General features: G+C 67.5%; 8 protein-coding genes. 7 read left to right on the top strand and 1 reads right to left on the bottom strand.

The window, feature by feature from the left end; genetic code table 11:
* Positions 1–409: 409 nt before the first annotated feature.
* From DIE03_RS08600 to DIE03_RS08570, 7 genes are all read left to right on the top strand, one after another.
* The gene (locus DIE03_RS08600; RefSeq protein ID WP_124449323.1) at positions 410–1,615 is read left to right on the top strand and encodes a capsule biosynthesis protein; all 1,206 of its coding nucleotides are present in this window, start codon (positions 410–412) and stop codon (positions 1,613–1,615) included.
* Positions 1,608–2,393, top strand: a complete 786-nt coding sequence (locus tag DIE03_RS08595) for an SDR family oxidoreductase (RefSeq protein ID WP_124449321.1) — start codon at positions 1,608–1,610, stop codon at positions 2,391–2,393. The genes DIE03_RS08600 and DIE03_RS08595 overlap by 8 nt, the downstream gene beginning before the upstream one ends.
* The gene (locus DIE03_RS08590; protein WP_124449319.1) at positions 2,347–3,912 is read left to right on the top strand and encodes an LTA synthase family protein; all 1,566 of its coding nucleotides are present in this window, start codon (positions 2,347–2,349) and stop codon (positions 3,910–3,912) included. The genes DIE03_RS08595 and DIE03_RS08590 overlap by 47 nt, the downstream gene beginning before the upstream one ends.
* Positions 3,913–3,915: 3 nt before the next feature.
* Positions 3,916–11,553: a type I polyketide synthase gene (locus tag DIE03_RS08585; RefSeq protein WP_124449317.1), complete on the top strand. Its 7,638-nt coding sequence runs from the start codon at positions 3,916–3,918 to the stop codon at positions 11,551–11,553.
* Positions 11,550–12,467 carry a UDP-3-O-acyl N-acetylglycosamine deacetylase gene (locus tag DIE03_RS08580; RefSeq protein WP_124449315.1) on the top strand — a complete coding sequence of 306 codons (918 nt, stop codon included), beginning with the start codon at positions 11,550–11,552 and terminating at the stop codon, positions 12,465–12,467. Before DIE03_RS08585 ends, DIE03_RS08580 begins: the two co-directional genes overlap by 4 nt.
* A 64-nt stretch (positions 12,468–12,531) precedes the next feature.
* Positions 12,532–13,860 (top strand): aminotransferase class I/II-fold pyridoxal phosphate-dependent enzyme, encoded by a 1,329-nt coding sequence (locus tag DIE03_RS08575; protein WP_124449313.1) that lies wholly within the window; start codon positions 12,532–12,534, stop codon positions 13,858–13,860.
* The gene (locus tag DIE03_RS08570) at positions 13,857–14,531 is read left to right on the top strand and encodes an N-acetyltransferase (protein ID WP_124449311.1); all 675 of its coding nucleotides are present in this window, start codon (positions 13,857–13,859) and stop codon (positions 14,529–14,531) included. Before DIE03_RS08575 ends, DIE03_RS08570 begins: the two co-directional genes overlap by 4 nt.
* Before the next feature lie 21 nt (positions 14,532–14,552).
* On the opposite strand, the gene DIE03_RS08565 is transcribed toward DIE03_RS08570, so the two are convergent.
* Positions 14,553–15,386, bottom strand: a complete 834-nt coding sequence (locus DIE03_RS08565; protein WP_124449517.1) for a class II glutamine amidotransferase — start codon at positions 15,384–15,386, stop codon at positions 14,553–14,555.
* Positions 15,387–15,510: the final 124 nt, after the last annotated feature.

The raw sequence follows: 15,510 nt of genomic DNA, 5'->3' as shown, positions 1-15,510 counted from the left end.
TGGCGTTCTCGTGACGAAGGGCAAAAAATATCCGTAAAAATGTGTCGCCAACTCTACGGAGAACGTTTCAAACGGGTTGGCAGCCTGCTGGTGCGCTCAGGGACGCCTCGTCGCAGTAGGGTGCCGCCGTGCTCGGTTGGCACATATCTCTGCGGCAGATACGCGCAGATCATGCCAAGGCCGCTGATTATAGCCACCGGATGTGCAAGACGCCATCGTGTTGTGATTGTGACCACATCTTGCCGCATTTTTCGCCATTCCTATATTGATTTCAGCTGTAATGAGGTATTCTTCGATCCTTGCCGGGACCACGAACCTCATATAACCATTACAGGCTTATTGCATCGAAGCATCGCGGGCGTCACCGCTGTATTTCGAGGGGGCCTTATGCGCCGTTTGACCAGACCAGATGCCTCGCTCATTCCTTGTCCTGCAAGGGACGGCCTCGCCGTTTTTCAGTCACCTTTCTGCGGCTTTGCGGGAACGCGGACATGCGGTACGCAAGGTGAATTTTTGTGGCGGGGATCTCCTGTACAGCGGAGCGAAACATGCGTGGGACTACGACGGCAAGCCGAACGACTTGTCCGACTGGTACACGGAGATCACGCGAGCAGGTGAATTCACAGACGTCATCATGTTCGGCGATTGTCGTGAAATTCACCGCCATATGCATCCGGTTTCGCAGACGTTCGGCCTGCGGGTCCATGTTTTTGAAGAGGGCTATGTCCGTCCTCATTGGCTCACTCTCGAGAGAGGCGGGGTTAACGGACGTTCGTCGCTGCCGCGCGATCCGGCCTGGTACCTCGACCAGCGGGGCATGATTCCGCCAAGCCCGGTCGGCGAGTCCACCGGTTACAACCTCAGCGAGCGCGCGTATCACGATATCCGTTATCGCGCGGCGAACATGCTTTACGCGGCACGGTTCCCACATTACCGCAGCCACCGCCCGAGAAACGGCATCATGGAATACGCTGGTCTTGCCACGCGCGCACTTTGCCAGGGCCGCCATCATCGTGACGCCGAGCACGTGACGCGCGAGCTCCTCAACGTCGGCCAACGGTACTATCTCTTCCCGCTCCAGTTGAATTCGGATGCGCAGATAATTGTTCATTCACCGTTTGACGGTGTCCGCGACGCGATCGCCAAGGTAATTCGATCATTCGCCCGCCACGCGCCGGCGGATACGTGGCTCGTCATCAAGAACCACCCGCTCGACACGGGGCTCGTCGATTATCGCCAATACGCGATGAAACTTGCGCACGAGTTCGCCGTGGCCGACCGTTTGCGGTTCATCAACGCCGGTCACTTGCCCACCCTGCTCGAACATGCACGTGCGGTCGTCGTCGTTAACAGCACCGTCGGGCTTTCGGCCCTGCATCATCGCCGCCCGTTGATCGCGCTCGGTACGGCGATCTACAACATGCCGGGACTGACATGGCAGGGTGAGCTCGACGACTTCTGGCCAGACGCGCCTCCGCCCGACATGAACCTGTACCAGGCGTTTCTGGACTACGTGGTCCATCACACACAGATCAACGGCGACTTCTATACACGCACGGGCATCGAAATGGCGGTTGCCGGAGCAGTTGTTCGTCTCGAGGCCGCGCATGGGTAGTGCGGCGCCTCGTCACGTTGTCATTACCGGCGCAAGTGCCGGCATCGGGCGTTCGCTCGCGACCGTCTATGCGGCGCCCGGTGTGGTATTGGGGCTCGTTGGTCGGGACGTACGACGACTCGATGCCTGCGCCGATGCCTGTCGCGCGCTCGGCGCGAGGGTTGTCACGGCACAGGTCGACGTGCGAGACGCCGAGGCGATGCGAGCGTGGTTATGGCAGTTCGACGACACTTATCCGATAGACCTGCTGATTGCTAACGCCGGGGTGGCCAGTACGCTCGATTCGGATAGCGATTGGGAGGAGCTTGATCGCATGGCGGCAGTCGTCGACACCAATTTCTACGGGGCGATGCATGCGGTACTGCCGGTGATCGCGCGCATGCGGGAGCGTCGGAGCGGACAGATCGGGCTGGTGAGTTCCATTGCTGCGATACGCGGCATGGCGATTTCGCCCGCTTATTGCGCAAGCAAGGCCGCACTCAAGGCGTACGGCGATTCGGTGCGGCCCCTGCTGGCGCGGAAAGGCGTGCATCTTGCGATCGTGTTGCCCGGTTTCGTCAGGACCGCGATGAGTGACGTCTTTCCAGGGGGCAAGCCGTTCATGTGGTCGGCAGACAGGGCCGCTGGCCATATTCGCCGGAAACTGGCTGCGCGGCGGGCCGTCATTGCGTTTCCGGGGATGCTCGCGCTCGGCATGAGCTTGTTGACGCTGCTGCCGGCGCGGCTGGGCGATGCGATACTTGGCCGACTGTCTTATCTGCCGGGACGGGAGCGCTAGCTTGAGCGTTAGCCTGTCGCTCGCGGCCGCGCTCGGCGCGTCGTTCGCGCTGGACGCGGTTGCGCTACCCCGTGCGCGACGACGTTCCGGTATTGCACTCATGTTGCATGTCTTCGCGCTCATGCTTTTGACCGGTGCGATGCTGATCGTGACCCGGCGTCTCCTGTTTTCCGCCTGCATTGCGGTCGCGCTGGTCGGCCTGTTGGCAACGGTGAGCAATGCAAAGTATGAGTCGCTGCGTGAGCCGTTTGTTTTTACCGATCTGAGTCTGTTCAGCCAGTTGTTCGCCCATCCCCGCTTATACCTGCCGTTTCTGAGCGTCGGCAAGGTGATCGGAATCGTAATTGGCGTCGCGGCGCTGCTGAGCGGCTTCTTCGCTGAGCGGCCGTTCGACGGGGGGCTCCGGCCGGTTATGGCGCTCCTCGTGGCGTCCGCGGTCATGACCTGTTGGTTGGCGAAACGCTTGCCGCTTACGCTGGATGCCGGCGCGGACCAACAGCGGCATGGATTTTTTGCCGTATTCGTTGCGTATCTGCTGAACGGCCTGCGTCCCGCGACGCTGCGCGCATTCGAAGAGGCTGCCCGGACAGGTCCGTTCGCATCGGGCGCGCCGACTGCGGGCCCTGATGTGATCGTGATCCAGAGCGAATCGTATTTCGACGCGAGGCGTCTTGGCTCGGCGATCGATTCGGCGAACTACCGCAATCTGGACATTGCGCGCCGGGAATCCAGCTACCACGGTGAACTGCTCGTGCCGGCCTGGGGAGCGAACACGATGCGTACAGAGTTTGCGATGCTGAGCGGAGTGACGTCTGCGCGTCTCGGCTACGCCCGTTTCTACCCCTACGCTTTCGTACGGCGCGCGTGTACAACGATTGCAGCCTGGTTTTGGCGCGGCGGTTATACGACTGTCGCGATTCATCCGTACTATGCGGACTTCTTCGGAAGGAATCGGGTCTTTCCGCTGCTCGGATTCGACATATTTCGGGATATTGAAAGCTTTGCCGACGCCCCGCGAGCCGGACCCTATATTGCCGATTCGGCCGTACTGGATGCCGTCATCGATGTACTGGACGAACCGCGGAGCGAGCCGCGCTTCATCTTCGCAATGACGATGGAAAACCACGGCCCATTGCATCTCGAGCAGGTTTTGCCTGGAGAATCGTCTTCGAGGCATACTCTTGGCGAAGATGCCTGCTGGCGCGACCTGACTGCATATCTGCGGCACATTGAAAATGCAGACGCAATGATCGGGCGCTTGCTCGATTATTTGCGTACCCGCGATCGTGAAACAGTCGTTTGTTTTTACGGCGACCATGTTCCCGCATTGCCTCATGTTTTCCAGAAGCTGGGCGTTACCCCGCAACACAGCGACTACTTCATTTGGCGAAATTACGGCACAGACACTCCCGAATGCCGGAATCTGGCAGCCGAAGAGCTCGGTTCGGTACTTTTGCATGTGGTACAAGATGACGGAAATCGCGCGGAAGAACCGCACGCATCCGAGAAAGCGACATAAAAGATGAACAGTAAGATTGCAATAATTGGGGTGGCTTGTCGGTTTCCCGGGAGCGCTAACAATCTTGGCGACTTCTGGCAACTCCTGCGCGACGAACGCGACGCAGTGACCGAAATCCCCGCCGACCGCTTCGGCACCGATTTCTACCAGCACCCGTCCAAGCGCGAACCGGGCAAGAGCTATACGTTCGCGGCCGGCGTGGTCGACAACGTCGCCGGCTTCGACGCCGCGTTCTTCGGCATTTCCCCGCGCGAAGCGGCCCAGATGGACCCTCAGCAGCGCCTGCTGCTCGAACTCGCGTGGGAAGCGTTCGAAGACGCGGGCGTGCGCCCGGCCGACATGCGCGGCAGCAACTGCGGCGTCTTCGTCGGCGCCGCCAGCATGGATTACGGCAACCGCAACATGGACGATCTGAACGTGATCGATCCGTATTCGGCGACCGGCAACACCCTGAGCATCGCGTCGAACCGCGTGTCCTACTTGTTCGACCTGCGCGGCCCGAGCATGTCCGTCGACACGGCCTGCTCGTCGTCGCTCGTCGCACTCCACCAGGCCGTCAAGGCGTTGCAGTCCGGCGAAGCCGAGATGGCGCTCGCGGGCGGCGTCAACCTGCTGCTGCATCCGTTCGGTTTCGTCAGCTTCTCCAAGGCGTCGATGCTGTCGCCGCGCGGCCGTTGCCGCGCGTTCGATGCGACCGGCGACGGCTATGTGCGCTCGGAAGGCGGCGCATTCGTGCTGCTCAAGCCGCTGGATCGCGCACTCGCCGACGGCGACACGATCCATGCAGTCATCGCCGGCTCCGGCGTGAACTCCGTGGGCCATTCGCCGGGCGGCATCAGCGTGCCGGGCGCGGCCGCGCAAGCGTCGCTGCTGCGCAGCGTGTACGCGCGCGCCGGCATCGATCCGCAGTCGCTCGCCTACCTCGAGGCGCACGGCACCGGCACGGCAGTCGGCGATCCGATCGAGGCGCGCGCGCTGATCGACGTCGTGTCGGGCGAGCGCCCGGCGGACCGTCCGCTGCTCATCGGTTCGGTGAAGACCAACATCGGCCACCTCGAAACGGCTTCCGGCATGGCCGGCCTGCTGAAGGCCGTGCTGTGCCTGAAGCATCGCGCGGTGCCGCGCTCGCTGCACTTCGTCACGCCCAATCCCGGCATCGATTTCGACGGCGGGCGCCTGCGCGTCGTCGATCGCTACATGCCGCTCGACGCGGGCGACGCGCCGCTGACGGTTGGCGTCAACTCGTTCGGCTTCGGCGGCACGAATGCACACGTCGTGCTGACCGAGGCGCCGGTCGCAAACGACGTGTCGACGGCAGCGCCCGAGCCGGTTCAAACGCAATTGTCTCCGCTCGCGCTGACCGCGCGCAGCGCGACTGCGCTCGGCGCACTCGCGGGCCGCTATCTGGCGATGCTCGACAACGGCGGCGACTGGCAGGCGCTTGCCGCCGCGGCCGCGCGTCGCCGCCAATGGCTCGAACATCGCGCGATCGTCGCACCGGCCGACGTGGCCGAAGGCCGCGCGGCGCTTGCCGCACTGGCCCAACCGGCACAGGAAGGCCTGCCGGCCTGCGTGGCAACCGGCCAGGCACCCGCCGACGCGCTGCGCACCGCGCTCGTGTTCTCGGGCAACGGTTGCCAGTGGGTCGGAATGGGCAACGAACTCTATGCGGAGAACGCCGTCTTCCGCGCGGCGCTCGACGAAGTCGATGCGCTGTGGTGTGCCGACGGCAGCCCGTCGCTCGTCGACGTAATGCGCGGCGGCCCGAGCGCGGAATGGCTGGCCGGCGCGGGCGCCGAATGGCTCGCCGCGACGGAGAACGCGCAACCGCTGCTGTTCGCGATCCAGGTCGGCATGATCCGCGTGATCGATGCGCGCGGGATGCGTTACGACGCGGCGATCGGCCATAGCGTCGGCGAAATCGCCGCGGCGTGGGTGACGGGCGCGCTGTCGCTCGCCGACGCGGTGCGCGTGATCAAGATCCGCAGCCGCGCGCAGGCGATGACACGCGGCAGCGGCCGGATGGCGGCCGTCGGCATCGGCGATGCGGCGGCACGCGAGCTGATCGCGCGCCACGGGCTCGCGCGCCGGGTCGAGATCGCCGGCATCAACAGTCCCGATGCCGTCACGCTCGCGGGCGAACTGCAGGGTTTGCAGGCGCTGGAGGCGGCGCTGCGCGGCAGCGGCAAGTTCTTCCAGATGCTGGATCTCGACTATGCGTTCCACAGCAGCCACATGGATCGCATCGAGCCGGTCGTGCTGGCCGAACTGGCCAGCCTGCGACCGCAACCGGGCAACGGCGCGTTCGTGTCGACCGTGACCGGCGGCGCGCTTTCCGGCACCAAGCTCGACGCGCGTTACTGGTGGCGCAATATCCGCGAGCCCGTGCGCTTCGGCGACGGCATCGCATACCTGATCGAGCAGGGCGTCCGGCTGTTCGTCGAAGTGTCGCCGCATTCGATCCTGCGCACGTACGTGAAGCAGGCGTTCGCCGTAGCCGGCGCGACCGGCGCGGTGCTGCCGACGCTCAAGCGCGATCACGGCAGCGCGGCGACGCTGCGGCAGGCGATTCTCGCGGCGATCGCGCACGGCGCGAGCGTCGATCCCGACCGCTTTGCACCGGGCACGTCGCGTGCGGCATTGCCGTCCTATCCGTGGCAGCGCGACCGCTTCTGGCTGACGCCGACCGTCGAAGGCTACGGCCTCGTCAATCGCCGCCGCGAACATCCGCTGCTCGGCTATCGCCTGCACGAACATGCGTTCGGCTGGGAAAACCAGCTCGATCCGGCGAAGCTGCCGATGCTGGCCGATCACGTGGTCGATGGCGGCGTGGCATTCCCGGGCGCGGGTTATGTGGAAATGGCGCTCGCCGCGGCGCGCACGTTCTTCGACACGACGGACGCGGCACTCGAAAACGTCGAGATCCGCACACCGGTCGTGTTCCAGCCGCAGCAGGCGAAGCTGTTCCGGCTCGTGATCGAGCCGCGCACCGCGACCTTCACGATCGAGACGCGCGACCGGATGTCCGACGGCGCATGGACGCTGAACGTGACGGGGCGGATGCTGGAAAGCGGCAGCGCGCTCGGCGCGGCGCGCGTCGTGCCGTCCGGCACGCTGGAGCGCCTGCTCGCGCTGCCGGCCGCCGACGGCGACACGCTGTACGCGAACACCGCGGCGATCGGCCTCACGTACGGGCCGGCGTTCCGCTGGGTCCGCACCGTGCGGGTCGCCGCGGGCGACGATGCGGCGCTGGCCGACGTCTCGGCACCCGCCGCATGCGGCGATGCACGGGCGCTGTCCGCCTATCTGCTGCATCCGGCGCTGATGGACAGCGGGTTTCATCCGCTGTTCGCGCTGCTTGCCGCGCACGCGCGCGACGGTGAACATCCGGCTTATGTGCCGGTGCAGATCGGCCGGGTCGACTATCTGCGCGGCGATACGGTCGCGCGCGTGCTCGCGCGGATCGACCGGCGCAGCCCGCATTCGGTCGTCGCGCATTTCGAATTCCTCGACGCGCAGGGCGCGATCGTCGCGCGGCTCGGCGCTTGCCGGTTCCGGCGCGTCGATCTCGTCGGCCGCCGGCAGAACCTGCCCGCGCGCTTCGTGTACCGCCTCGAAGAGGTGCCGCTGCCGGGCGACGTCGATGCCGCGGGCCTGCCGGCGCCCGACGCGCTGCTCGCGCAAGCGGTCGCCCGGCTCGATACGGCCGAAGACGATGGCCGCCGCACACAGCATCTGACCGAAATCCTGCCGCTGCTCGATGTGCTCGCGAGCCTCTACGTGCTGCGTGCATTCGATGCGCTCGGCGCATTCGCTGCTGCATGGCAGCCGGCGCCCGGGCGCGCGGCGCTGGCGGCACGTCTTGCCGACATGCTCGTCGAAGACGGCTTGGCTCATCGCGACGGCGCGCACCTCGTGCGCGACGACGCGGCGTGCGCGGCGTTGCCGCCGCTCGACGAGCTGTGGCGCGGGCTGCTGGCCGAATCGCCGGGGCACGTGGCCGAGCTGACGTTGCTTGCGCATTGCGGCGCGGCGTTGCGCGACGTGCTGAGCGGCGCGAAGGACGGCACCCGCTGGCTGTCGCCGACCGGGCACAGCCTGGTCGAGCAACTCCTTGCCGCATCGCCGACCTGGCAGCACGTGCACGCACTGCTGACGGCCGGCGTCGAGCAGGCGGTGGACGCGTGGCAGCCGGCGCGCCGGCTGCGCGTGCTCGAACTGGGCGCGACGGACGGCGACGTGCTGCAGACGCTCGGCATGCATCTCGCGGCCGCGCGCTGCGATCACACGATCGCCGCGACGGCCGGCCAGCTGGCCGGGTTCGATACGGACGCGGAAGTGGCGGTGCGCACGGTGGCACTGCAATCGGGCGAGCGGCTGTCGCTGTCGGCCGACGATGCCGGGCCTTACGACCTGATCGTCGCGAACCGTGCGTTGAGCGGCCGTCACGATGTGATTGATGCGCTGAATGCGATGCGGTCATGGCTGGCGCCGGGCGGATTGCTGCTGCTGGCCGAATCGCGCCGCGGCCGCTTCTCCGACATCGTGTTCGCCCCGCAGGCGGCGTCGACGGAAGTCGATGCGCCCGCGCCGCTGGCACCGGCTGATCTCGAGGCGGCACTCGCACGCGCGGGCTACGTCGACGTCGTGCGGCATGTCGAGCAGTCGCTCGATCTGGACGGCACGCCGACGTTCGTCGTCGCGCGCAATCCCGCGAGCACGATCGCCGCTCAACGTGGCGGCGACCCGAGCGATCTCGATACGCTGGCACGCAACGAACAATGGCTCGTGATGCACGCGCCGGATGCGCTCAACGGTTTCGCCGGGCAACTGGCCGATGCGCTTGCGCTGGCGGGCTATCCGGCCGATATCGTGGACATCACGCATGCGGCCGACGCGATCGCGTCGCTGCCGTCCGGGCAGCCGGCGCACGTCGTGTTCTGCGCACCGGAGACGCCGCTCGCGGAAGCCGCGACGGGCGACGGCCTGATGGCCGCGCAACGTTACGGCGCGATCGCGCTGGCGGCACTCGTCCGCGCGCTCGGTGCGCAGCCGCACGCGGCCACGCGATTGACCGTCGTCACGCGCGGCGGCGCGCCGTTTGCCGGGGCCGCGAATGCGCACCCGGAGCAGGCGACGCTGTGGGGCCTCGGTCGCGTACTCGCGAACGAGCATCCCGAACTCGCGTGCCGCCTGATCGACGTCGATCGCGCGGCGGCCGGGATTCCCGATGCGCTGATTCGCGAGCTGACCGGCTCGGCGGTCGAGGAAGAAGTCGTCCTGAGCGCACGCGGGCGGCTGGTGCCGCGCATGCTGACGGCTGCACAGGCGGCGGCTCGCGACGATGGCGCGATCGCACGCGCGTCGGTGCTCGCGTTCGACGCACCGGGCTCGTTGCGCAATCTCGAATGGTTTGCGTTGCCCGAAAGCGCGCTGGGCGAGGACGAGGTGGAAATCGAGCCGGTTGCCACCGGGCTGAATTTCCGCGACGTGATGTATGCGATGGGGCTCCTGTCCGATGAAGCGGTCGAGACCGGCTTCGCGGGCGCGACGATCGGCATGGAGCTGTCCGGCCGCGTCGTGCGGGTCGGCCCCGCCGTGACCGCATTTGCGCCGGGCGACGCGGTGCTCGGCTTCGCGCCGGCATCGTTCGCGACGCGCGTCAGGACGCGCGCGCAGGCGATCGCGCTGAAGCCCGAACGCCTGTCGTTCGAGGAAGCGGCGACCGTGCCGACCACGTTCTTCACTGCGTATTACGCGCTCGTCGAACTCGCGCGGCTGCGCCGCGGCGAACGCGTGCTCGTGCACGGCGGCGCGGGCGGCGTCGGGATCGCCGCGATCCAGCTCGCGCGCCACTTCGGCGCGGAAGTGTTCGCGACGGCCGGCAGCGACGAGAAGCGCGAGTTCGTGCGCCTGCTCGGCGCCGACCACGTGCTCGATTCGCGCAGCCTCGCGTTCGCGGACGAGATCCGCGCGATGACTGGCGGGCAGGGCATCGACATCGTGCTGAACTCGCTGGCCGGTGAAGCGATGGTGCGCAGCATCGACACGCTGCGTCCGTTCGGCCGTTTCCTCGAGCTCGGCAAGCGGGATTTCTACGAGAACAGCCATATCGGGCTGCGGCCGTTCCGCAACAACATCAGCTATTTCGGCATCGATGCCGACCAGTTGATGGGCGCGTTGCCGGAGCTGACCGAACGCCTGTTCGGCGAAGTGATGGCGCTGTTCGCGGCAGGCGTGCTGCATCCGCTGCCGTATCGCGCGTTCCCCGCCGAACGGGCCGAGGATGCATTCCGCTACATGCAGCAGGCGCGCCAGATCGGCAAGGTGCTCGTGACCTATCCGTCCGGCACGCCGGCGCCGACGCGCGGCGTCGCGGGCGCGGGTTCGCTCGTGCTCGATCCGCACGGCGCGTACCTGGTGGTCGGCGGCACGGGCGGGCTCGGTTTCGCGAGCGCGCGCTGGATGGTCGAGCGCGGCGCACGCCGGCTGACGCTGGCGAGCCGCTCCGGCGAACTCGCCGCCGCGGCATGCGACGAAGTCGCATGCTGGCGCGACGTGCTGGGCGTCACCGTCGACGTCGTGTCGTGCGACGTGACCGATGCCGCGGCGGTCGACGCGATGATTGCCGCGATCGTCCGGCGTGGCGCGCCGCTGAAGGGCGTGCTGCATTCCGCGATGGCGATCGACGACGGCCTCGTGCGCAATCTCGACGATGCACGCATGGCCGCGGTGCTCGCACCGAAGGTGGCCGGCGCATGGAACCTGCATCGCGCGACGCGCGGGCTGCCGCTCGACCTGTTCGTGGTCTATTCGTCGGCGACGACCTATCTCGGCAATCCGGGGCAGTCGAACTACGTCGCGGCCAACACGTTCCTGGAAGCGCTCGTCGAACATCGCCGCGCGGCAGGGTTGCCGGGCACGTTCATGGCCTGGGGGCCGCTCGAGGACGTCGGTTTCCTCGCGCGCCACGCCGATACACGTGAAGCGCTGCAGTCGCGGATCGGCGGTGCGTCGATCACGTCCGACGAGGCGATGGTTGCACTCGAGCGCACGCTGGTCGCGGGCGCGGCCGGCGAAGCCGTGGTCCGGCTCGACTGGCACGCGGTCGCGCGCGGCATGCCGGCCGCGAAGGCGCGCCGGTATTCGCTGCTGCAATCGAACGCGAGCGGCGGCGATGCGCGCGACGGCGGCACGCAGCTGCGCGAAGAGGTGCTCGCGTTGCCGCGCGACGAAGCGGTCGCGCTGGTGGCGCGGACGCTGCAGGCGCAGATCGCGCGGATCCTGCACATGACGCCCGATCGCATCGCGCTCGACAAGTCGGTGCTCGACATGGGCATGGATTCGCTGATGGGGATGGAACTCGGTCTCGCGGTCGAGGAAGCGTTCGAGGTCAAGCTGTCGGTGATGGCGATTGCCGAGGGCGCGTCGGTGACGACGCTGGCCGCGCGCATCGTCGATTCGATCGGCGCGTCGGCCGATGCGGGTTGCGATGGCGCGTCGGCAACCGATGCCGCGCACGAGGCCGTCGCGGCGCTCGCCGCGAAGCATGCGATCGACGGCGAAGCGCGCGCGATGCTCGATACACCGCAGGCGCCTGTCGCCGGGCATGCGTCGCCGACGCTCGAGGTCGCGCGGTGAGCGCGCCGGCCGGCTGGGCGGCGCGTCAGGGCACGCTGGCACGTCCGCTGACGATCGACGGGCACGGGTTGCACACGGGGCGCCGGGTCGGTGTGCGGATTCTGCCCGCGCGTCCGGAAGACGGCGTGACGGGCATCGCGTTCCGTCGCATCGAGCACGGGCGCACGCTTGCGACGCTGCCGGTCGATCCCGCGCTGCGCCGCGCGCAGCCGCTCTGCACGATGCTGCGCAATGCCGATGGCGTCGGCGTGCGCACGATCGAGCATCTGCTCGCGTCGCTGCTCGCGTGCGAGATCGATCATGCGATCGTCGAACTCGATGCGGAGGAAGTGCCGATTCTCGATGGCAGCGCAACGCCGTGGGTCGACGCGATCCGCGCGTGCGGCCGCGTCGCGCTCGATGCGCCGAAGCGCTTCATCCGCGTGCTGCGGCCCGTCGTCGTCACGGACGGTGACGGCGACCAGCGGCGCGAGATGCGGATCGAGCCGGCGCCGCGTTACGAGCTGAGCGTGCGCAACGACCTGCGCGGCTTCGGCGACATGCATTGGGACGGCGCGCTCACGCCGGCTGCGTTCGAAACCGAAATCGCGCCGTCGCGCTCGTACGGGCGTGTGAAGTGGGCCGTGCCGGCGATCGTCGCAGGCTATCTGCGCGGTGTGCCGATCCTGCGCGGCGCGCGGCCGTCGTGCACCGCGTCCATCGTCGGCAATCGCGTGCTGGGCGGGATGCGGCTGCCGGAGGAATTCGTCCGGCACCGCGTGCTCGACCTGGTCGGCGATCTCGCGCTGGCGGGCGCGCCGCTGCTGGCGCGCGTGAGCGCGTTGCGGCCGAGCCACGAGATGAATTTCCGGCTGGTCGATGCGCTGCTGGCTGCGCCGGACGCATGGCAGTGGGCCGAGTTTTCCGACGCGTGACACCACGCTTTTTAAAAATACGCGGCGTAACATAGCGCCTTTTCGAGATACAGCGAAGGAAGCAATGGCACTGGGAGAGCATCTTCGCCAGCAATTGGCGGCGAAAGCGCTGAAACGGCAACTGGAGCGCGCGACCGACGCCGCGGCGGCGCCGGGCGTGCCCGGCACGCCGGCTGCGCAGACCGCGTCGGCGCGCAGCCGCTTCGAGTCGATGCCGCAGTATCAGCAGGTCCGGATCATGCGCGAGATGGGCGAGAAGCTGCGTGTCGACTCGCCGTTTTTCCGTGTGCACGACGGCGTCGCCGGCGCGACGACGCAGATCGGCGGCCGCGAATACCTGAACTTCGCGAACTACAACTATCTCGGCCTGGCCGGCGATCCGGACGTGTCCGCGCGCGCGAAAGCCGCAATCGACCGCTACGGCACGTCGGCATCGGCGAGCCGGATGGTCGCGGGCGAACGCCCGGTGCAGCGCGATCTCGAACGCGCGCTGGCCACGTTCTACGAAACCGACGACTGCGTCGCGTTCGTGAGCGGCCACGCGACCAACGTGACCGTGATCGGCGCGCTGTTCGGCCCGGGCGACCTGGTCGTCCACGATGCGCTCGCGCACAACAGCATCGTGCAGGGTGCGCAGCTGAGCGGCGCGAAGCGGCTGAGCTTCGCGCACAACGACTGGCAGGCGCTCGACGAATTGCTGTCGCGCGTGCGCCGCGAATACCGGCACGTGCTGATTGCGATCGAGGGGCTGTACAGCATGGACGGCGACTTCCCCGACTTGCAGCGCTTCGTCGACGTGAAGACGCGCCACGGCGCGTTCCTGCTGGTCGACGAGGCGCATTCGCTCGGCGTGCTCGGCGCGACCGGCAAGGGTATCCGCGAGCATTGCGGCGTCGCGCCCGACCAGGTCGACATGTGGATGGGCACGATGAGCAAGACGCTGGCCGGCTGCGGTGGTTTCATCGCCGGCTGCCAGCCGCTCGTCGACATGCTGCGCCATCTGGCGCCGGGCTTCCTGTACAGCGTCGGGCTCGCGCCGACGCTCGCCGAGGCGTCGCTGGCCGCGCTCGAACGCCTGCAGGCCGAGCCGGCGCGCGTCGCGCAGCTGCAGGCGCGCGGGCGGCAGTTCCTGACCGAAGCGCGTGCTGCCGGGCTGAATACGGGCACGAGCGCGGGCTATGCGGTCGTGCCGGTGATCACCGGGAGTTCGCTGAAGGCCGCGCAGTGGGCGAATGCGATGTTCGACGAAGGGATCAACGTGCAGCCGATCTTCTATCCGGCCGTCGAGGAAAAGGCAGCGCGGCTGCGCTTCTTCATCTGCTCGACGCACGAGCCGGAGCAGATCAGCCGGACGGTTAATGTGTTGTCGCGGCTGGCGGGACGCAGCGCATGACGCAGGCCGCCGCGTTTGCGCGGGCGGTCCCGCGCGCTGGTGGGGCCGCGCGGTTTCGCGCGGCCGATGCGGATGATGCGGCTGCGTGCGGGCCGCTCGTATTTGCGTCCGGCGTGGCCGAATTCGGCTTCTTTCTCGGCGAAAGCGACGCGCGCTGCATCGCGTTTCTGCAGCAGGCATTCCGGTCGCGTCACGGGCGCTTCTCGTGGCGCCGGCATCGCGTCGCGGTTGACGACGATGGCACCGTGCTTGCCTTGATGGCGATTCACGACGGGCGGCGGACGATGTTCGACGACGTGCATGTCGTGTGGGCACTCGCGCGCTTCTTCGGCGTGCGCCGCACGATCGGCCAGTTGCTGCGCGGGCTGATCCTCGAAACGGAACTCCCGGCGCCGAAGCGTTCGCAGATCCTCGTCGCGCATTGCGCGACCGACGAACGGCAGCGCGGCACGGGTATCTTCAGTGCGCTGTTCCGCGATGCGCTCGATTCCGGCGCGTTGCCGGCCGACGGCAGCCGCGAAGTTGTGCTCGACGTGCTGACCCGCAACGTGCGCGCCCGCGCGCTGTACGAACGGCTCGGGTTTGCCGCGTTGCCGCGGCGGCGCGCCCGATCGCGCCGGCTGCCCGCCCAACTCGATTCGATCCGGATGCGGTTTTTGCGCCGCGCCTGACGGCGCGTACGGCGCCGCCCGCTACTTATGCCGCGGCGCGAACGGCCGCTGCTGCACATCCGCGCCATGCGCGACGATCGCCATCCCTTCCGGCACTTCCTCCCACGCGCCGCGCAAGTCGACGAGCGGTTCGGACACGACCATGAACGCGTCGTCGCCGGCTTCGGCGATGCGCGGGTTATGCGGATACAACTCGTGCAGGTGCTTGAACGACGTGCTGTGGAACAGCGAGCGCGATTGCCGTTCGCTCGAATAGCGCACCGCGATGATCCGGTCGCCGTCGGTCGCGCAGATCGTCATGTTGAGCGGATCGGCCACGCGATGCCGCGCGGCGGTTTCCTCGACCATGCCAACCATCCGTTCGAGCGCCGGCAGCGGCGTCTGTTCGAGGCCGTAGGTCAGCGCCAGACGGAACATCAGCTCGGAATCGGTCGAGCCTTCAAGCGTCGGGAACAGCGCGGGATCGACCTTCATCGTCAGGTCGCGGCGCAGCTTGTGGAAGTCGCGGATCAGCCCGTTGTGCGCGAACAGCCAGCGACCGTGGCGGAACGGGTGGCAGTTGGTTTCCTGCACCGGCGTGTCGGTCGCCGCGCGGATATGCGCGATGAACATCCGCGAGCGGATCGCGCGCGCGGCTTCGCGCAGGTTGCGGTCGTTCCATGCGGGATGCACGGAGCGATAGCGGAACGGGAGTTCGTCGGGGCGCCCGTACCAGCCGATCCCGAAGCCGTCGCCGTTGGTGGTCGTGGCGCCGAGCTCCGAATGCAGGCTCTGGTCGATCAGCGAATGCTTCGCGCGGAACAGCACGGTTTCCAGATGGATCGGATTACCCGTATAGGCGAGCCAGCGGCACATGGAGCGCTCCTTCACGATGGATCGTTCGCGCATGGTAGCCGACTTCGCAGCGTGTCCGCGTCCGTGCGTGGCGCACGGCTGCCGGCGCGAGCACGCCGGCCAATCTTCATACATCGCGAGGCGG

The organism is Burkholderia sp. Bp8992, from assembly GCF_003853705.1.
Lineage (GTDB): Bacteria > Pseudomonadota > Gammaproteobacteria > Burkholderiales > Burkholderiaceae > Burkholderia.
This window is presented reverse-complemented; position numbering and strand designations above follow the sequence as displayed.